The 21,236-nt window shown below is 51.3% G+C and carries 15 protein-coding genes; 9 read left to right on the top strand and 6 right to left on the bottom strand.

The genetic code is table 11. The annotated features are described in order from the left end of the window. Positions 1 to 55: 55 nt before the first annotated feature. The 5 genes from BUA93_RS08585 to BUA93_RS08605 form a co-directional block, all read right to left on the bottom strand. Entirely contained in the window at positions 56 to 1,336 is a 1,281-nt protein-coding gene (locus tag BUA93_RS08585; RefSeq protein ID WP_072978758.1) for an ATP-binding protein, read from the bottom strand. Between the two features lie 197 nt (positions 1,337 to 1,533). Next, complete coding sequence (locus BUA93_RS08590; protein ID WP_072978759.1) at positions 1,534 to 3,615, bottom strand: heavy metal translocating P-type ATPase; 2,082 nt, start codon at positions 3,613 to 3,615, stop codon at positions 1,534 to 1,536. Between the two features lie 91 nt (positions 3,616 to 3,706). After that, on the bottom strand, positions 3,707 to 3,928 hold the full coding sequence (locus BUA93_RS08595; protein ID WP_072978760.1) for a DUF1490 domain-containing protein: 222 nt from the start codon (positions 3,926 to 3,928) through the stop codon (positions 3,707 to 3,709). 267 nt (positions 3,929 to 4,195) lie between these two features. Next, the gene (locus tag BUA93_RS08600) at positions 4,196 to 6,451 is read right to left on the bottom strand and encodes a TonB-dependent receptor (RefSeq protein ID WP_254793910.1); all 2,256 of its coding nucleotides are present in this window, start codon (positions 6,449 to 6,451) and stop codon (positions 4,196 to 4,198) included. Between the two features lie 168 nt (positions 6,452 to 6,619). Further along, positions 6,620 to 7,822: a hypothetical protein gene (locus tag BUA93_RS08605; protein WP_139257906.1), complete on the bottom strand. Its 1,203-nt coding sequence runs from the start codon at positions 7,820 to 7,822 to the stop codon at positions 6,620 to 6,622. A 322-nt stretch (positions 7,823 to 8,144) separates the two neighbouring features. Here BUA93_RS08605 and BUA93_RS08610 point away from each other — a divergent pair, with 322 nt between their 5' ends. From BUA93_RS08610 to BUA93_RS08650, 9 genes are all read left to right on the top strand, one after another. Beyond that, positions 8,145 to 8,981, top strand: a complete 837-nt coding sequence (locus BUA93_RS08610; RefSeq protein ID WP_072978762.1) for a helix-turn-helix domain-containing protein — start codon at positions 8,145 to 8,147, stop codon at positions 8,979 to 8,981. A gap of 156 nt (positions 8,982 to 9,137) precedes the next feature. After that, positions 9,138 to 10,922, top strand: coding sequence for an ABC transporter ATP-binding protein (locus BUA93_RS08615; RefSeq protein ID WP_072978763.1), 1,785 nt, complete (start codon positions 9,138 to 9,140; stop codon positions 10,920 to 10,922). Beyond that, positions 10,915 to 12,645, top strand: coding sequence for an ABC transporter ATP-binding protein (locus tag BUA93_RS08620; protein ID WP_072978982.1), 1,731 nt, complete (start codon positions 10,915 to 10,917; stop codon positions 12,643 to 12,645). Before BUA93_RS08615 ends, BUA93_RS08620 begins: the two co-directional genes overlap by 8 nt. Positions 12,646 to 12,736: 91 nt before the next feature. Then, the gene (locus BUA93_RS08625) at positions 12,737 to 13,303 is read left to right on the top strand and encodes a DUF3793 family protein (protein WP_072978764.1); all 567 of its coding nucleotides are present in this window, start codon (positions 12,737 to 12,739) and stop codon (positions 13,301 to 13,303) included. Between the two features lie 101 nt (positions 13,304 to 13,404). Further along, the gene (locus tag BUA93_RS08630) at positions 13,405 to 13,833 is read left to right on the top strand and encodes a flavodoxin (RefSeq protein WP_072978765.1); all 429 of its coding nucleotides are present in this window, start codon (positions 13,405 to 13,407) and stop codon (positions 13,831 to 13,833) included. Between the two features lie 104 nt (positions 13,834 to 13,937). Beyond that, positions 13,938 to 15,059, top strand: coding sequence for a cysteine desulfurase family protein (locus BUA93_RS08635; protein ID WP_072978766.1), 1,122 nt, complete (start codon positions 13,938 to 13,940; stop codon positions 15,057 to 15,059). A gap of 20 nt (positions 15,060 to 15,079) precedes the next feature. Next, positions 15,080 to 15,940, top strand: coding sequence for a tRNA 2-thiocytidine biosynthesis TtcA family protein (locus BUA93_RS08640; protein WP_072978983.1), 861 nt, complete (start codon positions 15,080 to 15,082; stop codon positions 15,938 to 15,940). A gap of 85 nt (positions 15,941 to 16,025) precedes the next feature. Further along, on the top strand, positions 16,026 to 18,374 hold the full coding sequence (locus BUA93_RS08645) for an efflux RND transporter permease subunit (RefSeq protein ID WP_072978767.1): 2,349 nt from the start codon (positions 16,026 to 16,028) through the stop codon (positions 18,372 to 18,374). Between the two features lie 15 nt (positions 18,375 to 18,389). Next, a complete protein-coding gene (locus tag BUA93_RS08650; RefSeq protein WP_072978768.1) occupies positions 18,390 to 19,178 on the top strand; it encodes a ZIP family metal transporter in 789 nt (262 codons plus the stop codon). Between the two features lie 8 nt (positions 19,179 to 19,186). Here the strand turns inward: BUA93_RS08650 and feoB are convergent, their stop codons facing one another. Next, a complete protein-coding gene (feoB, locus tag BUA93_RS08655) occupies positions 19,187 to 21,235 on the bottom strand; it encodes a ferrous iron transport protein B (protein ID WP_072978769.1) in 2,049 nt (682 codons plus the stop codon). Position 21,236: the final 1 nt, after the last annotated feature.

Consider the following 21,236-nt stretch of genomic DNA (forward strand, 5'->3'; position numbering starts at 1 on the left):
ACACCACCTTTTAAAGAGATTTTATAGCTTTTGTGGCGATACGGCCCAAAATTTTTTACACCGCATAAAGCGGAACATTCGTCAAAGACGCTTGTTCCTTATAGGGGCGCATGGAGTAGCGAATTGCCTGGAGTCCTGGCGTGTTTTGCAGCAGCGTCGAAAGGGAGTTGGAGCGCACTGATTCTCCGGACTTGACTTCGATGGGCAAGAGGCGGCCTTCCGACTGTATCAGGAAATCTAATTCTAGCCTTGAATCGTCCGTCGAGTGGTAGTAAATCGGGTCAATCCGTTTACTTTTCATTTGTTGCAAAATAAACTGTTCTGCAAGTCCGCCATTGAATTCTGCAATCAGGTCGCTCTTGATTAGAATCTGCGAAGAATCTGTATTTGCCATCGCACCCAACAGACCGACATCCAATGCATATAACTTGAAAATGTTCATTTCTTCATAAATGCTTAATGGCAAAGCGGGTTTAGAAACGCGAGACACCTTGTAAAGCAAGCCGGAATCCACAAGCCATTCGATAGCTTCTTCGTATTGCGTTGCACGGGCGCCCTTGCGGAGTGCCCCGTAAATAAACTTCTTGTTTTCCTTGAACAGTTGCGAGGGAACGCTTTTCCAAACAAGCTTTATCTTTGCAACCTGGTCTTTGGGCGCATGTTTTGAAAAATCCTGCTCATATCCACGCAAGATGCTTTTCTGTATTTCGCGCACGCTCTGCAGAGCCCCGGTTTCAGCATACTGTTTAACTGCTTCGGGCATGCCGCCCACATAGTAGTATTGCCTGAGCAAATCGACGCACTTTTCGTGCAACGGAGCAATGCTAGCAAAATCTCTTTTTGCAATGAGATCCGCAGTGTTCTGTTCGCCGATGGCGTCAAGGAATTCCATAAAATTCATCGGGAAAATGTCAAGCTCGTCCACCTTTCCGACAGGGAACGACACTCCCTGATGGAGCGAAATTCCAAGCAACGATCCCGCAACGGCAATATGATATTCGGGCGCTTGCTCGTAAAAATATTTAAGCGCCTCGATGGCTTCGGGAACATCTTGAACTTCGTCCAAAATAATCAACGTGTCACCGGGGGTGATGTCAACCTTGCTTAAGGCCCTTAAATCGCGCAAGATTCGTTTAATGTCAAAATCGCGGGCGAACACCTGTTTCACTAGTTCGTTTTTGCGACATACGATATAGGCTTCTTTCTGATATGCCGTCTTGGCAAATTCCCGCAAAAGCCAGGTCTTGCCGACTTGACGCGCCCCGTTAAGAATCAAGGGCTTTCGGTTTGCACTTTCTTTCCATTTAAGCAGATTTTCTAGGGCGATTCGCTTCATTTTACATTTTTCCGCATATATTTCACCCTGTAAAATACATTTTTCCGCACATAAAATCAAGTCACTAATACATTTTTCCGCACTTTAAGCAGTGAACAAATGTATAGAATTCCATCAAAAACTAAGCAAAAAGGCAGTCCATAGACTACCTTTTTGGCGATTTTGGCGTAATTTAGACGATTTTGGGTGTTGCAGCCCTACGTGCGCTTCAGCGGCGTCATGCTCTTGGCGCAAATCGCCATGGTCGAGAGGTTATGCAGCAGGGCCGAGGTCGAGGGGGCAAGTATTCCGAAGAATCCTGCGGCCAGGAGCGACGTGTTGAAGGCGACGATAAAGCGGTAATTCGCCTGGATGCGTTCCATAAGTTGCGTGCTCAACGTACGGAGTTCCGCGAGGTCGCGCAGGTCTTCGCTGCGAAGCGTCACGTCGGCGGTTTCGCGGGCAATGTCGCTGGCATCGCTCATGGCGACCGACACGTTCGCGGCGGCCAATGCGGGCGCATCGTTGATTCCATCGCCCACCATAATCACGCGGCGGCCTTCGGCCTTCATTTTTTCCACATAGCGGTGCTTGTCTTCGGGCAGCACCTGCGCAAAGAAGGTATCAATGCCCAAAAGTTGCGCCGTACGTTCGGCGGCCTTTTGGCTGTCGCCGGTAATCATCGCAACATGCTTGATTCCGCGTTCACGGAGCATGCGGATGGCCTCGGCCGCCTCGTCACGCGGAGGGTCGCTAATGCAAAGCACTCCCGCGAGGTTCCCGCCAATGGCAAGGTAGATCACGGATGCGGCTCCGGCGAGTTCGTCGATTTTTTTCTGCTCCGCCTCGCCCACTGCAATTTTTTCGTCTTCGACAACGAAATGCTTGCTACCGATAACGGCGCGTTCACCGTCAAGAGTCGTTGCGATTCCATGTGCCACGATGTACTTCACGTCAGCATGTTCTTCTTCGTGGTCGATTCCCCGTTCGGCGGCACCGCGCACAATGGCGCGCGCCATGCTATGCGGGAAATGCTCTTCGATGCAGGCCGCGATGCGGAGGATTTCTTCTTCGCTGCGGTTACCGAACGGAATCACGCGTTCGAGTTTCGGTTCCGCCTTGGTGAGCGTTCCCGTCTTGTCGAAAACGATGGTGTCGGCAAGCGCAAATTCTTCCAGGTACTTGCCGCCCTTTACGGTCATATTGCGGTCAGCCGCTTCGCGCAGCGCCGAAATCACCGAAATCGGGGTGGAAAGCTTGATGGCGCAAGAATAGTCCACCATCAGAATCGAGACTGCCTTGGTGATGTTGCGCGTAAACAGGAGCGTGAGCCCGAATCCGATAAAGCTGAACGGCACGATACCATCGGCAAGGCGTTCGGCGCGGCTTTGGATAGAAGCCTTCAGGTCTTCGGAGCGATCGATGAGTTCAATGATTTTTTGAATTTTAGTGTTGCCACTCACGGCTCGGACAGATACTACGATGGAACCTTCGTCCACGACGGTACCTGCAAAAACGGACTTTCCGACCGTCTTGTGCACCGCCTGCGATTCGCCCGTCATGGTCGCTTCGTTCACGAACGCATCGCCTTCGGCAACGGTTCCGTCCACCGGAATCATGCTGCCGGAACGCACACGCACGAGGTCGCCCACCTGAACATCCTGCATACGCACCTGGACATCGACACCGTCCTTGACAACCCACACCTTGTCCACCTTAACGGCAAGGCTTGCGGTAAGGGCGGTGCGGGTACGCGCCTTGGTGTAATCTTCCAGAAGGCTGCTCACGTTCAGCAGGAACATGATGGTCCCAGCCGATTCGTAATTGCGTTGCAAGATGCTCGCCCCGATGGCGGCACCGTCCAACACCTCGACAGAAAGTTTCCCTTCACCTAGGCAATTCAGGCCCTTCGCCACAAACTTGAGGCCCCTATAAATCAGGTGTGCCGTACGAATGGGGGCAGGAATCAGCAATTTGGCCAGGTAACGCCGCACAATCATGAACGCGAGCTTATTCTTGAAATCAGAATCAAGAGCCTGCAGTTGATATTCAGTATCGGGCTCGCTCTCAGGAAGGTTCGCGACGTCCAGATTCCGGACGAAATCAATCACCTGTTCACGATAGCCGTTTTCGTATTCCAGCAGAATGCCGCCGTTTTCCGAATGGACTACCGCTTTCTGGACATAAGGTTCACTCACGCATGCCTTATGGATGCGCGGTTCATGCATTTTTTCAAACGCGTAGGCCCCCGCCCGAAAGCGGATACGCCCCGGCTGATCGTAAACGATTCTAGACTTCATAACTCAAGTGGTTGGTGGTTGGTGATTAGTGGTTAGGATTACTATTAGAATGTTCTTTCTTCATTCCTGTTTACTAACCACTAGCCACTATTTACTTACCCGCTTCTTTCTTCGCGTCGTTGCAGATGTCTGCAGCCTGGTCCTTCATATCTTGGAAAGTGGCCTTGGCGTCGGCAGTAATCTTCATGCCTTCGGCAAGTCCCTTGACGGCATACTCGCGGGTCTTCGGAGCCTTGAGAATCTTCTTGATGATAGCCGGGCCAACGACACCAGCCACCACACACCAGAACTTTTCATTTTTCCATACGGACATAGCTTACTCCTTTTGTTTCGCCCTAATGTCATCCCTGACTTGGTCGGGGATCTCCATTAAAGCTTTGTTGTTCTTTGCTTAATAATCTATCTAAATTTTTATCAAAAAGCAACTTACATACAAATTAACAAACAGACTTCAAGTCCAAGTCCTGTATGGCTTCCGTGTGACTAACTTTGTTGCAAATTTGCAAATTAGTTCACGTTACACAACTTAGTTTCCATATAAATAACTTAGTTAGCGTAAACTATCCGAAGTTAGATATATCTACCTGAAGCTGTAACGAATCTTTGTAGCGAAGGTGCGTCCCAGTTTAGATTCTCCGTACTTGTCGTAAACGGTTTCGTCCAAGAAGTTGTCAACCTCGAAACTCCAGGCGAGCTTATTATCCCACACGGAATATTCAATACCCAAATCCTGCGTGAACGAAGCGTCTATTTTCCGGCTCTGGCGAGAACTGATTTTCCAGCCATAGTAATATTCATCGGTATAGTTTGCGGCCCACCAGAACTTGACAAAATCGTTCTTATTGAATATATCGCCCATGTGGAATTCAGCGAGGTAGTTCATGAAGAATCGTGGAATGTTTGGGATAATGGCATCTTCGGGAATCCCTTGCTTGGCATTGTAATCAATGTTGCGCAAATCCTGGAAAGTCCAGTTTGTGCCAAGCAGCACCCATTCATTCACATCCAGTTTCACATCGCCCTCGTAGCCCCAGCCGCGAATCGGATTCATATTAAAATACGGCACCGACATCTGAGAAGCGCCCATATAGTGAATACGGTTCTTGTAATAGGAATAGAAAACGTCGCCATCAAATCGGAATCGCGCCATTAACGGAATTTCTTGCAAATCCAAGGAGAGACCTACGTTAAAATTGTCCGCTTCTTCGGGCTTGAGGTTTGTCGCAGCACTCACGCGGATTCCATCGCCAAAGAGTTCATCGGGCTTGGGCAGGCGTACTGCATGCTGGTAAGAGCCCTTGAGCGCAAGCGGTTTCACAATCCGGAACATCAAGCTTTCATCATAGCTAAAGTCCGTATAATCATTCGTTTCCAAAGACGCCTGCTGTATCATACTTGTGGACGTATTTGAAATTTCTGCCTTCAGGTAATGGAACTTGAAGCCCAGCAGGTTCTGGAGTCTTGAATCAAAGAAATTATCTTCAACCGAAAGCCCCGTCGTCACCGAAATCGTCTTTCCCGGATACCCCGCTGTATTGAATCCGACCATTTCGGAACCCAAGTCATCTTCAGGATCTTCCTTGTGATACCGGAAAAGCGTATTCCAGTAAACAAACTGATTTTTAATAAACTGATAATCCAGATTCAGCAAATTATTGAAATCGTACGCCTGCACAGTGCGGAATTTCGGAAGTCCCATCGAAGAAAGTTCGCCCACATTCTTTTTGGCGGTATCGCAACTATACCAGTTGCGGCAATGGACACGACTCGTGTCAATAATTTTATTTTCATTATAACCAAACGAAAAATGGTCACCGAAATTCAAGTCTTTTACAAACAAATTTTTCTTATCTAATCCGAAAGTCGCTCCTAAATTATACCCTTCGGCAGTTGCTTCAACAATGCGGTTCGTTTCGCCCTGAATTTCCTTATCAAAAGCGCCATAGCTGGCACCCAGCGAAATCTGGTCAAACCAAGTGTTCATTAGGTTTGCGAAAGCCTGCACATTGTAAGAGGTGTAACGGTCATGATCGCGAACGACACTCGTATCTTTACCAGTCGAACTTTTCATGTAAGGCGAAGTAAACTTGTAATCATTATCGGAATGATTAAAATAGCCCGAAACACCTACTTCTAGGCCAACACCACCCGCAATGCTATCGATTAAATGGCTCGCACTTACCGACGCCTTGTGCGTATTGAAACTTGAAAGGCTGTAGGACGCATCCACCGAATTGGCGGGACGCTTCTTGGTAATGATATTGATGGCACCGCCCGCACCGTCCGTAGCAAAACGTGCCGGAACATAGCCCTTGTAAACTTCAATGTCTGCAATCTGGTCAATAGGGATATCGTCAAGACCCAAGTTGCCTTGCGTCTCTACGGGGACGCCATTTACCAGCACCTTGATGTTCTTGCCTTCCATGCCGCGAATGTTGATTTTACCTTCGCTGCCCATGCCACCGGACTTGCGCACCTTAACGCCCGAGGCTGAATTGACCGCCTTCGAAACGGTCTTACTCGTATTCTGCATCTCGGCTGCGTCAATCGTCGCAACCGATTCCGCCTTTTTGGCCTGCTTCGCCTGTTCCGCTTCTATTTCAGATTCCACCGAGAGTTCGTCCAACTGCGTGACGCCCGAAGCATTAGCGGCAGAAACATCTGATTGCCCCACACCATTTGCGTCATCAGTTGTCGCATTGTTTTCCGTAGCAGATTCTTCAAGAAAATCGTCTATCGAGGTAATTTCGTCATCTTGGGCACGGGCCGGAACAGCCCCCACCATAGCAAATATAAGGGCAAGCGTTGCCGCCTTGTAAATAAACATCTTTTTCATCGCAGCGCAATTGAGCAATTTTTAGGTCAAAAATCTACTCCAAACGGTTTGCTGAAAACCCAAATAGCTTTTTGAATTTTGAATTTGCGAATCAAAAAAATTCCGCCCTTGCTTGAGCAAGAACGGAAGTTTGTGTTTATGAGGATATTAGGGGTTTATGGAGAAATTTTACTTGAGCGGCACAAGCCACATCGGAATCTGCTTTACATCGGCGATCTTTTCCGCCTTTTCGGACTTAGGATCATAGCGGAAGTAGGCGTTGCCGTCTTTTTTGGTAGAGACCGCAAAAATCACGGTGCCGTCGTCATCGACGTACTTGCCGTAGCTAGCCCAGCTAGAAGTATAATCAATCGGGAGTGCCTTCATGGTTTTCTTGGCAAGATCGATTTCTACCGGCTTGCAGGTGTTGTTGTGGTAGCTATCCATATCGGTCCAAACCTGCTGCAGGTCCACCATCACGTTCAAGAAGGAATACACCTTGGTTCCATTGGCGTAGGTAGTGGGGCTCAGGTATTTGAAGTTGTCTTTCTTGGTGACGCCGTCGATGGCGACATCCTTGGTCACGAACCACTGATAATCCTTGTCAAATTCGGTTTCGCCCACCTTGATGCGCAGGAACCCGTCGACCTGGCCCGGAGCGTAGCCCCAGGAGGCATTGCTGTAGCAGTAAATGTAACCGTCAGCAACGATAAACGACTGGTTCTGGGAATCATCCAGGGAGCCCACAGCCGCGACGCGGTCATCTTCAGCCACGGCAATCACGGAATCCTTTTTGATGTCAATGATGGCAACCTGAGCCGTATTGCCGGTAGCATAGTCGCTCACATTCTGCAACAGGCCAACATAGAGCCGACCGTCCACGATTACGCCTGTACCCGGGCTCACCACGAGAGCGTCCTTGTTCTTGTATTTGGACAGGTCAATCGCGCCCGTGCGCTTCATGGTCTTCGGGTTGATGATGAGCAGCGAGTCAAGCATGCCGCCCAAGTAGGCTTTTTCTTCATTCACGAAGTAAAGGTGATTTGCCCATGCGCCAGCAAGCGAAAGTTCAGCCGTCTTGCTACCAATCTTGTTGTTTGCATCGAGGCTGTAGCGTGCAATGGTTCCCACATCAAGGTCGGCAATGAACAGGGAATTGTCGTAATAGACAACGCCTGCGCGGGTTCCGACTTCGATATAATCCGTACCGATTTCATCAGTATGGTCCAGCGACATCGTGCCGATGAACATCGTTTCGCCGGTAGAGATCGATGTCGCAAAGTCGCGCTTGTAATCGCCATTTTCACCATTGGCAGAAGAAGAGGAATCGTCGCCGCAAGCAGCGAGCATGCCAAGCGAAATAGCAAGTGCCGCCATGAATCTTTTTTTCATAAATACTCCTTGAAATTGATGCGGAAAAACCGCGTTTGTTAATTTTGCGGAGCATTTTAGAAATGATTTGAGGGGCGTTCTACTCCAAAAAGGAATGAAAAAATCCAATTGGATTATAAAGCCAAAACTTCATTTTATCAATGTTAGGCCACCATTTAACCCCATTTAGTCATTTTTTAATCCATTTAGACAGAATCGTATTCAAAATATGATAAGCTCAAAACAAAATTAGCCTTGACGAAGTTTTATTTACTAATTAGATTTGGCTTACTTTTTAAGACTAGACTAACAAAGCCAGTTTAAAGAGATTTTTGAGGGAAATATGTTGAATATTAACGGAATTGAATGGATGCACAAAGTCGGGTGCTACCATACAACGCTTGAAAGGGATCCGCTCCTGGTTCTTGAATTTTGCCGAAAGGGGCAAATCAGCTGGGCCGGCGGAGCACTCCCCTGCAATCAGCTGAAGGCAGGAGAAATGCTGGTTTACGATGCGTGGACTTCGGGAGCGCTGACGCGTTCTGCCGATTACTGCGGCGACCGCATTTTGTTCTTTGAAGAATCGATAAGGTACATCCGCGAACATTTTGCAGGATTTCTGATTGACATCAAGATGCTCGCACAGAAAATGTGCCGGCCGGGCCGACCGTTCATCGTCCACACCAAGGAAGAAGTCGCTAGCGCCTTCGAAAAAGTCGACAACAAGTCAAAGAATTTGCAGGCGGAATACGGCAGACTCGCCATTTTGGAGCTTTTGCTCACCCTGAAAAACCTAGACACGCAGCGAGAATCCATTTGTCGCGAATGCAATTTATCTTCGATGCAAATTGAAAAAATCTACTGCATCCGTTCGTTTATCTGCGAAAACATGGACAGTCATTTCACCATCGAAGAACTTTCCGACAAATTTGACATGCCGCCTACTGCAATGAAACTCTGCTTCAAGAACGTGTTCGGTTTGCCGGTATTCACTTACGCTCGCCGCGAGCGCATGAAACTGGCTGCCAAGCAACTTCGCGAGTGCGACCGTGGAATTCTCGAGATTGCAGGCGAAGTCGGTTACAACAACGGGAGCAAGTTCGCCCACGCCTTCCAGGATGTGATGGGCATGACCCCGAAGGAATACAGGAAAAAATACAGACTCACGAATGTAGCATAATAGGTATGAGCAATGAGGTCGTGCTTCGCACTCTGAGGTCGCCTTGCAAAGCAAGGCTTTGAGTAAAGTAAGACACCTTCGGCGCATTTATAAAACCTCACACCTCAAAGGGAGCGTTAGCGACCGAGCTCACACCTCACAACCTCTAGAATAATTATGAAAAAGACTTTCTCTAAACTCTACGCTTACATGGGTTCGCGAAAACCGCTGTTCCCACTAGCATTGATTCTCTCGGCATTGAGCGCCATCGCGGGGCTCGTGCCGTTTTTACTGATGTGGCTCATTGTCCGCGAGGTTATCTCTGGCGGTGACATGACGAACATCAAGATTTTCGACTACTCCATCGGAGCGGTTCTCGCATCGGTCGCAAGCGTTCTGCTCTACTTTGCGGCCCTCGCCTGCTCGCACCTGGTAGCATTCAGGCTCGAAGGAGACCTGCGTCGGTTTGCCATGAAAAAACTGATGAGTGCGCCTCTCGGATTTTTCGACAAGAATCCGACCGGCAAACTCCGCAAGATTATTGACGACAACGCCGCGATTACGCACACCTTCATTGCGCACCAGATGCCCGACATTTCGGGCACCATCTTGATTCCCATCGTGGCGCTCGTGATGATGTTCAGCTTTGACTGGCGACTTGGCCTCGCCTCTTTGGTGCCTATCGCCTACGCCATGTTCATTTTAGGCACCCTTGGCCGCAGGGGAACCAAGTTCATGGAACGCTACATGCAGGCCCTCGAAGAGATGAACTCCGAAGCGGTGGAATACGTGCGCGGGATACCCGTAGTCAAGGTTTTCCAGCAGACCATTTTTTCATTCAAGAGTTTCTACAACAGCATCGCGACCTACCACAAGATGGTGACTGCCTATTCCGACAATTGGAAAGTTCCTTACTGCATCTACACGACCCTCGTGAACGGTTTCGTACTGTTCCTGGTGCCGACGGCAGCGCTCATTATCGGTAACGACGGCGATGTAAAACTCACCATCGTGAACATGATGATTTACGTGTTGGTGACGCCGCTGTTTTCGCAGTGCGTCATGCGCAGCATGTACCTAAGCAACGCTACGAACCAGGCGGGGCTTGCCATTGACCGCATCAACGATATCGCACGCACCAAGGATTTGGAGGTTTGCGAAAATCCGGTACCGATGCAAAAGTTCGATGTAGAATTCCGGAACGTGAACTTTACCTACCCCGATACCGACAAACAGGTACTGAGCGACATCTCACTCACGGTACCGGCGGGCCATACGGTAGCACTTGTCGGACCTTCGGGCGGCGGCAAGAGTACGATTGCAAAACTCCTGCCACGATTCTTCGATGTCGATAGCGGCGAGATTACCATTGGCGGTGTTCCCGTAAAGCAGATTGACCCGAAGGAACTGATGAAGAACGTTTCGTTCGTGTTCCAGAATACACGTCTTTTCAAGATGAGCATTTTGGACAACGTTCGCTACGGCATGCCCGATGCGACTCTCGAGCAGGTAAACAAGGCGCTCGATTTTGCGCAGTGCCGCGAAATCATTGATAAATTGCCTGCTGGCATTAATACCGTTATCGGAAGCAAGGGAACTTATCTTTCGGGTGGCGAGCAGCAGCGAGTGGTGCTTGCGCGCGCTATCTTGAAAAACGCTCCCATCGTGGTGCTAGACGAGGCGACCGCCTTTGCTGACCCTGAAAACGAACGCCTGATTCAAGAAGCTTTGCACAAACTGGCCGCAGGCAAGACCGTGCTGATGATTGCCCACAGGCTTACAAGCGTGGTGAACGCCGACCAGATTATCGTTGTGGAAGATGGCGAAATCGCTGAACGCGGAACGCACAACGAATTACTTGAAAAGAACGGCATTTACGCCAAGATGTGGGCCGAATACCAGCAGTCCGTCACATGGACCCTCGACAATTCCAAGAATAATGAAGGAGGCGAAAATGTATAAGTGGGTTCAGAATACTTTTGCTCTTTCGGAAGAAGGCTCGCGCACGTTTGTCCGTGGCGTCATCTGGACATTCCTGCACTTTATTTCGCTCATGTTCCCGATGATGATGCTCTTTTACTTTTTGATGGAGCAGATGGGCGTCGGTGAATTTGCAGGCAAAACTCCGCACGGGACCTTGTTCTATGTGGGAATTGCGGTAGTCCTGTTTGTCGTGATGCTTGTCATTTACAGGTTCTCGTACAGCGCCACCTACGATAGCGTGTACGACGAAAGCATGCGCCGTCGCGTCTCGATTGCCGAAAAGCTCCGCAAGTTGCCGCTCTCGTTCTTCGGCAAAAAGAACCTTTCAGACTTGACATCGACCATCATGGACGACTGCAATGCTCTCGAAATGATTTTCTCGCATGCGGTGCCGGAACTTTTCGCCGCCATCGGAAGCGTCACCATAATCGGAATCATGCTGTTCTGCTACAATTGGAAAATGTCTATCGCGCTTTTCTGGGTGGTACCCGCAGCGGCATTGCTCATTGCGCTTTCCAAGAAAATTCAGGACCGTTGGTTCGAAAATTCATATAACGCCCGCCGCGTGATTATGGAAGATATCCAGGAAGGTCTCGAAAACGTGCAGGAAATCCGCTCGTATTCGGGCGAAGCCGCCTACCTCAATCATTTTGACAAGGATTGCATCAAATACGAAAAATCGCAGATGGACTCCGACGTGAAGGTGGGTTCGTTCTTGAATTCGGCGCAAGGCATTCTCAAGATGGGCCTTGCCACGGTGCTGATTACGGGCGCTCGCCTCTGGACCAAGGGCGAAATCGATGTATTCACCTATCTGGTGTTTATCGTGTGCGCGGCAACGGTCTACAATCCGGTTTTCCTAGTGTTCAACAACCTCGCCGAACTGTTCTTTGTGAATGTGCGCCTGCGCCGGTTCCGCGAAATGGACCAGATGAAACCTCAGGATGGCGTAACTGTATTCACTCCGCAGAATTACGATATCGAATTCAAGGATGTCGACTTCAATTACAACGAGAACAAGCAAGTCCTGAAAAAAGTTTCGTTCACGGCAAAGCAGGGCGAAATCACCGCACTTGTTGGCCCGAGCGGCAGCGGAAAGACGACTGCTGCAAAACTTGCAGCACGCTTCTGGGATATTCAGGGCGGCAAGGTGACCCTCGGCGGGCAGGACATCAGCAAGATTGACCCTGAAACGCTCCTCAAGAATTTCTCCATCGTCTTCCAGGACGTGGTGCTGTTCAACACGAGCATCAAGGACAACATCCGCATCGGCAAGCGCGATGCCAGCGACGAAGAAATCCTGAAGGTGGCAAAACTCGCGGGCTGCGACGAATTTGTGCAGAAAATGCCGCAGGGCTACGACACTGTCATCGGCGAAAACGGCGAAACGCTCTCGGGCGGTGAACGCCAGCGAATCTCGATTGCACGCGCCCTGCTAAAAGACGCGCCCATCATCTTGCTCGACGAAGCGACCGCAAGCCTCGACGTAGAAAACGAATCCAAGATCCAGCGCGGCATTTCGCAGTTGGTGAAGGGCAAGACCGTCATCATCATCGCGCACCGCATGCGCACTATCGCAAACGCCGACAAGGTCGTAGTGCTGCAAGACGGTCGCATCGCCGAAACAGGCTCCCCCGCCGAACTCAAGGCGAAAGGCGGCCTATTCAGCAAGATGCTCGAATTGCAAATGAACAAAAATTAATACAAAATTAGCCTTGACAAACATCAAGGCTTTTTTTATATATTTGTTAGAGAAATCTAACTTTACAATTTATTTGTAGTTTGCAATAAAAATGAATCGCCTTTTAGACCACCGTCTCGTTCGCCAATGCGCGCCAACACTCGCCGGACTCAAGGTCGGAAGTTTATTCTGCCTTGAATCTTCATCCAGCGAAACGCTGTGTAAACAACTCGCCCACTGGAACAAGGAACTCAACCCTCGCGGCGTGTGCGTGCGCGTTATCGCAGAACGCTGCGGTCGCAGTTTTATTTACGTCTATCGCGAAGACGCCCTGAAAAAGCTTATTGCCGAGCCGGAAATCCGCCATTTTCTCGCCGCCTACGGCTACACAGACTTTAGCACCGACTGTGCACTCGCATACATGACGGCGCGCATCCGCAAATGCCACTGTTTTCCGCACGAAGTCGGACTTTTCTTGGGCTACCCCCTCGAAGACGTGAAAGGATTCATTATCAACGGCGGCAGGAATAGCAAATATACGGGCTACTGGAAAGTTTACGGCGATGTAACCGAATGCGAAAAACGGTTCGCCTGCTTTCGCAAGTGCTTCGATGTTTTCAACAAACTATTTGAAAAAGGATATTCGCTGCCGATGCTGACCGTCCGAAACGCAGCATAGTCAACACCAACGTCATATCGAAGCAATTCAACCTCTGTGTCATCCTGAGCGAAGCGCAGCGTAGCCGAAGGATCTATAACTAAAATAATAGGAGAATCACAATGGAAAAAATCGCAGTCATTTATTGGAGCGGAACCGGCAACACCGAACTGATGGCAAAATACGTCGCCGAAGGTGCAAAGGCCGCCGGCGCCGAAGCCGACGTGTTCAGCGTCTCGGACTTTTCGCAGGGCCAATTGGGCGAATACGCCCGCTACGCGCTGGGTTGCCCCGCCATGGGCGCCGAGGAACTCGAAGATTCCGAATTCCAGCCCTTCTATGAAGCAATCAAACCCGCACTCAACGGCAAGAAAGTCGCCCTGTTCGGCTCTTACGGCTGGGGTGGCGGCGAATGGATGAACCCGTGGAAGGCCGACGCGGAAGCCGCCGGACTCGTGCTTGTGGCAGACCCGCTCGCCATCGAGAACGCACCCGATGACGCCGGCAAGGCCGCCTGCCAGGAACTCGGCAAGGCACTCGCCACCGCCTAAAAAGACTTTTTCTTTCTTATAGTGTTTTGGATTGAAGTAGCCCTGACGGAATCACACTCCGTTGGGGCTTTGCCGTTCCCCATTTTTCTATCTTTTTGCTAGTTATGTCCTATTTCGACTACACGGCAAATACCCCGGCATGCGAAGAAGCCTTGCAACGATTCTGCGAAGTTGAACGCGGGTTTATCGGCAACGCCAATTCGAATCACGAAGCAGGGCATGCAGCAAAAGCATTTCTCGCCCAGGTGACCGATTCCATCGCGAAACTTTTGGGCGTAAACCCCGACGAAATCATTTACACCTCGGCCGCCAGCGAAAGCAACAATACCGCCATCCGCGGCATCGTCCAGGCCAAGCGCCATGTGGGCAAGCACATCGTCACGAACCCGCTGGAACACTCTTCGGTAAGCGCAACGCTCACGGCCCTGCAAGAAGCGGGCTACGAAATCGAGATGGCAAAAATCGGTACCGACGGGAAAATCGACCTGGAAGACTTGAAGAGCCTGCTCCGCAAAGATACGGTGCTCGTAACAGCGAATGCAGTCGATTGCGAACTCGGGACGGTACAACCGCTGGAAGCCATCAGCAAAATTGTCCGCGAGTTCCCGAACTGCAGCCTTCACGTGGATGCAACGCAGGCCATCGGCAAAACGCCTATAAACCTGAATTTGGCAGACACGGCAAGCATCGGCGCGCACAAGTTCTACGGGCTTTCGGGCAGCGGGCTTTTGTACAAGAAAAGCAGAATCGCCATGGAACCGCTCATTTACGGCGGAGCAAGCACCACCATTTACCGCAGCGGCACCCCGACACTCGCGTTGGACGAATCCCTCGAAACGGCACTGTCGCTTGCCGTGGAGCATTTCGAAGAACGGTTTGCCCGCGTCAAGGAGCTGCGAAAGATTTTGCAAGAAAAACTCTGCGGCTATCCGAAAGTCCGCATCAATTCGCCCGCAGACGCTGTTCCGCACATTTTGAACCTGAGTGTCGCGGGAGTCCGCGGGAACATTTTCCAGAAAGCTCTTTCGGACAAAGGAATTTACGTGTCGGTCAAGTCCGCCTGCAGCGTAGATGCGCTCCCCTCCCGCGCCGTTTTTGCAGTCTGCCGCGACCGCAAAAATGCTTTGAACTCCTGGCGCATAAGCCTTTCGCACCTCACCACCGAAAAAGAAATCGACGAATTCATGTCCGCATTCGACAGCTGCTACAGGGAACTTTGCAAATAAACGCAAAAAAGGTAATGAAAATGGCAAGAGAACTTTCATTTGTCCAAAGTGTAGAACGGAGCATTTCGAAAACATACCGCGAAAGGCTCTGGACGCCATTCATTACCGCCATCAAGAACTACAAGCTCATCGAAGAAGGCGACAAAATCGCCGTCTGCATCTCTGGCGGCAAGGATTCCATGCTCATGGCGAAGCTCATCCAGATGCTTCACCGCCACAGCGACGTGAAATTCGACGTGGAATACCTGGTGATGGACCCCGGTTACAACGAAATCAACCGCCAGAAAATCGAAAGCAACGCGAAGCTCCTGGAAATTCCCATCACCGTTTTCGAGACGAACATTTTCGACGTGGCAAACAACACCGAACGTTCCCCCTGCTACGTTTGCGCCAAGATGCGCCGCGGCCATCTCTACCACAAGGCAAAAGACCTAGGCTGCAACAAGATTGCGCTGGGTCACCACCTCTCCGACGTCATCGAGACCACCGTCATGGCGATGTTCTACGGCTCGCAACTGCAGGGCATGATGCCCAAACTCCACAGCCTGAATTTCGGCGGCATGGAACTCATCCGCCCCATGTATTGCATCAACGAGCAGGATATCATCAACTGGAAAAATTACAACGGGATGCAGTTTATCCAGTGCGCCTGCCGCTTTACCGAAAGTTGCACCGTCTGTGACAACGGCGGTGGCGGTAGCAAGCGGCAAGAAATCAAGATGCTCATCAAGCGCCTCAAGCGCGAAAACCCGAACATCGAAAAGAGCATCTTCAACAGCCTGCACTCCGTCTGCATCGAGACGTTCCCCGGCTACAAGGCCGGCGGCGAACTGCATTCGTTCTTGGACGATTACGAGGAACGCCTACCGCAGAAAGGGTAAATGAGTCGTATTTTTGAACCCGTCCGTTTGGAGTAGAAAAAACGGCGCTATGGCTCTATTTTTCCCTCAAAAAATTGAGGGTTTTATGCAAGTTTCTCGTGTCAACAAGGTTTTTGCCCGATTGGGGTGTTTTCAGGTCAAGTTTCGCTGGTTAATTCTGCTAATAACGCTGGTCGTGACAGTTTTGGCGTGCCTCGGGCTCCCGCAACTGCAGATGAGCAGCAGCGAAGAAGAATGGTTCGATGACTGGGACCAGGTAAAAATCGACCAGGCGCATTTCAACGACATTTTCGGGAGCGAGGATACCTACATGGTGATGGTGCGCGCCGACGACGTTTTTGCGCCGGAGGTGTTGCAGGCAATCGACCGGCTTTCGCGCAGGCTCGAAAGCGAGGTGCCCTACGCCGACCGCGTGGTTTCGCTGACGCGCAATTTGTCGATTCCGGTCGCAAACGACGAAGGCTTCGAGGTCATTGATCCGTTCGAGGGCGGCATTCCCGATAACCCGCAGGAGCTAGCCGAAAAACGCAAACTGATTATGACCCGCGAATCGCTGGTGAACAACATCGTCTCCGATGACGCGAAGGAGACCTGGGTGATTCTTTCGCTCAAGACTTACGAGGGCGGCATCGAATTCGGCAAGGACAGCATTGCGCCATTTGCCCGCGAAGTCATCTATTCCGACGAATTCAAGAGCGACAGATACACCTTGATGCCCACGGGCATGAGCTACACCGAGATGGAAGAAGACGAGGTGGTTTCGAGAGTGTGCGCAATGCGCATTGGAATCGGTTTTGCCGTAATGCTTTTGTGCCTTATCCTGTTCGTGCGTTCGCTGCGCGGCGTGGTGGTGCCCGCAATCGCTACCGCGGGGGGCATCGCCTCGGTGCTCGGGATTAACGGTTGGCTGGGCTTTGTCGGCGACAAGACCATGGTGGCGCTCCCGGTGCTTCTGGGAATGGCTCTTTCGGTGGGCTATTCCATCCACTACATCAATTCGTTCCGCATGCATTTTAGGCGCACGGGCAACCGTCGCGAATCCGTGATTTGCGCCGTCGAGGGGACGGGCTGGCCCATTCTCTTTACCGTCATTACTACGGTCGCATCGTTGATTTCGTTCCTGTTCGCGGGAATCCGCCCCATCCGCTGGATCGGCGGCATTTCGGCAGGCATCGTCACGATGGTTTATCTGTACGTCATCATCCTGATTCCGGTTCTCATGAGTTTCGAGAAAAATGCGAAGCCGGAACCCGAGATGGTCAAGAGCGCGGGAGCCACCAAGGCGGACATCCTCTTTGAATTTTTCGGGCGCAAGGTGTGCAGGCACAGCATTGTTATCGCAGTGATTTCGGCGGCGGTAATGTTGCTGCAGATTCCGGGAATGATGCGCATCGACGTGAACATGGACTACACCGAAACCATGGGCGAAAAGATTCCCTTCGTGGTGCGGCTCAAGGACATGCTCAGCGGAAAGCTCGGAAGCCTTTACGACTTTAACGTGATGGTGGAATTCAATGACGCGGACGCGCTCAAGGACCCCGCCAACATGAAACGCATCGAGCAACTTGAACAGAAACTCGGAACGCTCCAGCTCACGAAAATTTCGGGCGACAAGCCGCGCGTGCAATCGGTGACGCGTCTCGTGAAAGAGATGAACCGCACGCTGAACGCCGACAGTATCGAGTATTACAAGATTCCTGACGCACAGGACATGCTCACGCAATTGCTTTTCCTGTACGAGATTTCGGACCCGGAAGCGCTTTTCGAATATATGGACGAAGATTACAAGACCTCATTCATCCATATAGAACTTTCGGGCTACAACGCCAACAAAATCGTCGAGGACCTGGATTCGGCCAAAAGCTACGGCGCACATATTTTCCCCGACGCAAAAGTTTCTGTCGTGGGCGAAGTCGTGAATTACGCCGAAATGAACGGCAAGCTGGTCGGCGGGCTATTGCGCTCGTTCGGAGGGTCGTTCGTGATTATCGCCATCATGATGATTCTCGCATTCGGGAGCATCAAGGCGGGCCTTATCGGGATGATTCCAAACGTCGCGCCGGTACTCCTGATCGGCGGCATCATGGGCTATTCGGGTATGCCACTCGACATGATCACGATGATCGTAATGCCAATGATTTTGGGCATCGCCGTCGACGACACCATCCACATGAACAACCACATCAAATACGGTTACGAGCGCACGGGCAGCTACAGGCACGCGCTACTGCTTTCTTACCGCGAAATCGGAAAGACCATGGGCATGACCACCTTCATCCTTTGCGCAATGTTCTTCGTGTTCATCTTCAGCCCCATGGGCGCGCTCCACAACGTGGGCCTGCTCTCCATCGTGGGCCTAGGTGCCGCACTCCTTGCCGACTACACGCTCACCACGGCACTTGTTTACCTGTGCAAGCCATATGGGAAAGGTTAATACTATCTTTATGGCATGAACGAACCTGTCTTACAAATTGCCCAAGGTCTTGCCATTCCGTTTTTAGGGACGGTTCTCGGAGCCGCATGTGTTTTCTTTATGAAGAAGCAGATGGGGCAAAATCTCAAGCGGGGTCTACTCTCGTTTGCGGCGGGAGTCATGGTGGCAGCTTCTGTATGGAGCCTGCTTTTGCCCGCAATCAGCGCGAGCGAATCGATGGGCAAACTGGCTTTCATCCCGGCGACGGTTGGATTCTGGGCCGGCATCCTGTTCCTGTACATTTTGGATAAAATAACGCCGCACTTGCATTTGGGTAGCGCCACGCCAGAAGGCCCCAAGGCAAAACTCAAGCGCACGACCATGCTCACGCTAGCAGTAACTTTGCACAACTTGCCCGAGGGCATGGCAGTCGGTATCGTTTTCGCAGGCTGGCTTTCGGGGAATGTGGCCATCACGCTTTCGGGGGCGTTTGCGCTTGCCATAGGCATCGCCATCCAGAATTTCCCTGAAGGGGCGGTGGTTTCGCTCCCGCTCCGTGCCGAAGGGGCTTCCCGCAAAAAGGCTTTCGCCTTGGGAGCGCTCTCCGGAGCGGTAGAACCCGTAGGAGCCTTAATCACGCTGCTTGCGGCTGAGGCGCTCTCGCCGTTCATGCCCTACCTGCTCTCACTTGCGGCGGGCGCCATGATTTATGTCGTAATCGAAGAAATGCTCCCCGAAGTCAGCGAGGGAGAGCATTTTGATGCCGGCACCATCCTTTTTGCCGTGGGCTTCACGCTCATGATGGTGCTCGACAGCGCGCTATAAAATTTCACTTAGAAAATCAGTAATCCGATGTGGTAGCCGATAAAGGCGAGCCCCAAAGAAAGCGCCAAATAATACCCCATGATGGTGGCTAGCCACTTGAACGAGCCGGCCTCACGGTAGGTCGTACCCATCGCCAGCACGCAGGGAACGTTGAACATCGACGCAAACAGGAATGCGAGCGCTTCGGGCTTGCTGATGGTACTTGCAAGCGCCTCGCCCAAGTTTTCACTTGCCGCCACGCGGGTCACAAGAGAGAACGCCTCGCCGGTGTGGTTGAAGAGCGTGCTCATGATGCCAAGCGATGCTTCCTTGCTGAACATGCCGCCCAGATAAGAGACGAACAGCTCCCAGCGCATTCCGAAGAACATCGTCACCGGCTCAATCGCATTGCCAATCTTGTACAGGAGCGTGTTTTCCACATTGCCGTCGCCTGCGTAAGAGAGCGCCCAGAAAAGGGCCGCCACCATCAGGATCATCTTCAAGGCCTTCTTGAAAATACCCCAGGTGCTGCGCCCGACCATCGCGGCAATCATCTTCCAATGCGGCTTGTGATACGGCGGCAGCTCCATAATCATACCCACTCGTTCATTCTGCGGGACAAGCTTTTTGCCGAACAGGCGCGAAGACAGGTAAAAGCTTGCAAAAATCAGTGCCACATAGCCGATGCCGAACAGCGGAGCCGCTGACCCGAAGAAAGTCGACGCCAGGAACAGCACCACCGCCACCTTGCTCCCGCACGGAATCGCCCACAACAGGACGAGCGCAAGCAGGCGTTGTCCGCGGGTATCGAGTACGCGCGTACCGCAAACCGCACCCGCCGTGCAGCCAATTCCAGAGAAAAGCGGCATAATCGCCTTGCCCTGCAAACCGAGGCGCGAAAGCCAGTTGTCGAACGCATACGAGAAACGCGCCATGTAACCGATTTCTTCGAGAATGCGGAATACGAAAATGATGGAGAAAATGAAACTCGTCATACAAATTGTAATACAAGTTCCACCAACAAGCACCAAGTTGATGAACGAGATTACCACAGGCCAGACGCCAAGCGCATTGCCAGCGCGTTCTACGAGCGACTGCAATACAGGCTGCATTCCAAAACCGATTCCCATGCCCGGGAAAGCGAGAATCATGCACGCAATCAGCGAGACAACCATGATGCCGAACGCAAAGAACTTGCCCTTGATATGGTGCGTCGCGATGCGGTCCCACTTGCTAAAGACCTTCTCGATGGACTTGGGCGTCGCCGATTCGCGTACGATTTTTGAGACCCAGCGGTACTTGGCCTCACCGGTGAGAATTCCGCCGTCGCGCCCTTCGTCGCTATCGAGGATCGCGTCAATCGCATTCTTCCTCGCAAACGGAAGCGATTCATTCACGATACCGCAAATGAGCTTGTCTTTTTCGAGGAGTTTTTCTGCAATCCAGATTCTTTCGCAAACGCCATATTCAAAATCACCGAGGGCGGCTTCAATGCGGCTAATGATATCATCCGTTTTTTCGCCAAGCTCTCCCCCGCTAACGAGTTCCTCGCGCAGGCTCCCGCTATCGAGGCAAACAGGCGTCTTGATGGCCGAAACCATCTTCTTGAAAAATTCAGGATAACGTTCCGTTTCGGCCGCGCTGAAACCGAGCACCGGAACGCCGAGGCGCTTTTCAATCGCAGTCACGTCAATCTTCTTGCCCGCCGCTTCGGCCACATCCATCATGTTGAGCACCAGCATCACGGGCATGCGAATGCCCACAAAATCTGCCAACATGTAAAGGCTGCGTTCCAGCTGCGACGCATCTACCAGAATGCACACGAGGTCCGCCTTGCCGCTCTGAATGTAGTCACGCGTGACGACTTCTTCTTCGGAGTTCGCCGAAAGCCCGTAACTGCCCGGAAGGTCAATTACTTTATATGTCGTACCGTCAAAAACAAATTCACCCTCGGCCTGCTCCACCGTTTTGCCGGGCCAGTTGCCCACTCGCTGGTGAAGCCCCGTTAAGTTGTTAAAAAGTGTCGATTTACCGGAATTGGGTTGCCCGAGCAAAGCAATAGTCTTGATTTCGCTCATC

It is taken from the genome of Fibrobacter sp. UWH4 (genome assembly GCF_900142475.1).
Lineage (GTDB): Bacteria > Fibrobacterota > Fibrobacteria > Fibrobacterales > Fibrobacteraceae > Fibrobacter.

Bases quoted from the DNA above. Each gene is read 5' to 3' on its own strand.
- BUA93_RS08605 (WP_139257906.1), bottom strand. From the start codon at position 7,822: ATGAAAAAAAGATTCATGGCGGCACTTGCTATTTCGCTTGGCATGCTC.
- BUA93_RS08645 (WP_072978767.1), top strand. From the start codon at position 16,026: ATGCAAGTTTCTCGTGTCAACAAGGTTTTTGCCCGATTGGGGTGTTTT.
- BUA93_RS08590 (WP_072978759.1), bottom strand. From the start codon at position 3,615: ATGAAGTCTAGAATCGTTTACGATCAGCCGGGGCGTATCCGCTTTCGG.
- BUA93_RS08635 (WP_072978766.1), top strand. From the start codon at position 13,938: ATGTCCTATTTCGACTACACGGCAAATACCCCGGCATGCGAAGAAGCC.
- BUA93_RS08620 (WP_072978982.1), top strand. From the start codon at position 10,915: ATGTATAAGTGGGTTCAGAATACTTTTGCTCTTTCGGAAGAAGGCTCG.
- BUA93_RS08615 (WP_072978763.1), top strand. From the start codon at position 9,138: ATGAAAAAGACTTTCTCTAAACTCTACGCTTACATGGGTTCGCGAAAA.
- BUA93_RS08640 (WP_072978983.1), top strand. From the start codon at position 15,080: ATGGCAAGAGAACTTTCATTTGTCCAAAGTGTAGAACGGAGCATTTCG.
- BUA93_RS08595 (WP_072978760.1), bottom strand. From the start codon at position 3,928: ATGTCCGTATGGAAAAATGAAAAGTTCTGGTGTGTGGTGGCTGGTGTC.
- BUA93_RS08600 (WP_254793910.1), bottom strand. From the start codon at position 6,451: ATGAAAAAGATGTTTATTTACAAGGCGGCAACGCTTGCCCTTATATTT.
- BUA93_RS08585 (WP_072978758.1), bottom strand. From the start codon at position 1,336: ATGAAGCGAATCGCCCTAGAAAATCTGCTTAAATGGAAAGAAAGTGCA.
- feoB (WP_072978769.1), bottom strand. From the start codon at position 21,235: ATGAGCGAAATCAAGACTATTGCTTTGCTCGGGCAACCCAATTCCGGT.
- BUA93_RS08650 (WP_072978768.1), top strand. From the start codon at position 18,390: ATGAACGAACCTGTCTTACAAATTGCCCAAGGTCTTGCCATTCCGTTT.
- BUA93_RS08610 (WP_072978762.1), top strand. From the start codon at position 8,145: ATGTTGAATATTAACGGAATTGAATGGATGCACAAAGTCGGGTGCTAC.
- BUA93_RS08625 (WP_072978764.1), top strand. From the start codon at position 12,737: ATGAATCGCCTTTTAGACCACCGTCTCGTTCGCCAATGCGCGCCAACA.
- BUA93_RS08630 (WP_072978765.1), top strand. From the start codon at position 13,405: ATGGAAAAAATCGCAGTCATTTATTGGAGCGGAACCGGCAACACCGAA.